The 472-nt window shown below is 61.9% G+C and carries 1 protein-coding gene; it reads left to right on the top strand.

Annotated elements, in window-relative coordinates; genetic code table 11:
• On the top strand, positions 1 to 472 hold a 472-nt coding region (locus tag AB4Z23_RS28420; protein WP_441361299.1), incomplete at both ends, for a glycoside hydrolase family 3 protein.

Genomic DNA, 472 nt, shown 5'->3' with positions numbered 1-472 from the left:
CGACCAGGATGCCCTGATTACCGCCGTGGCGGGGACCAATCCCCGGACCGTGGTCATTCTTCAATCCGGCGGCGCCGTAGCCATGCCCTGGCTCGACGCCGTTCCTGCAGTTCTGGCGGCGTTCTACGCCGGATCGGGGGGAGCCGAGGCAATTGCGGGTGTCCTGTTTGGGCGTGTTAATCCGTCCGGGCATCTTCCCATTACCTTTCCCCGCGACATCGGACAGCTTCCCCACCCTGAACAACAGGATCCCCGCACCACGACCTCCAACCCGGGCATGCCGATCAAAGGCGACGTCTTCGACATCGACTACAACGTCGAGGGTCCTGATGTCGGATATAGGTGGTACGCGCGTGAGGGGCTGACGCCGCTGTTCCCATTCGGACACGGACTGAGCTACACCAGTTTCACCTATTCGAACCTTCAGGCGCATTATCAGGACGGCACCCTGGTCGTAACGGTGATGGTCGCC

The organism is Agrobacterium sp. MCAB5, from assembly GCF_052114365.1.
GTDB lineage: Bacteria > Pseudomonadota > Alphaproteobacteria > Rhizobiales > Rhizobiaceae > Agrobacterium > Agrobacterium tumefaciens.
This window is presented reverse-complemented; position numbering and strand designations above follow the sequence as displayed.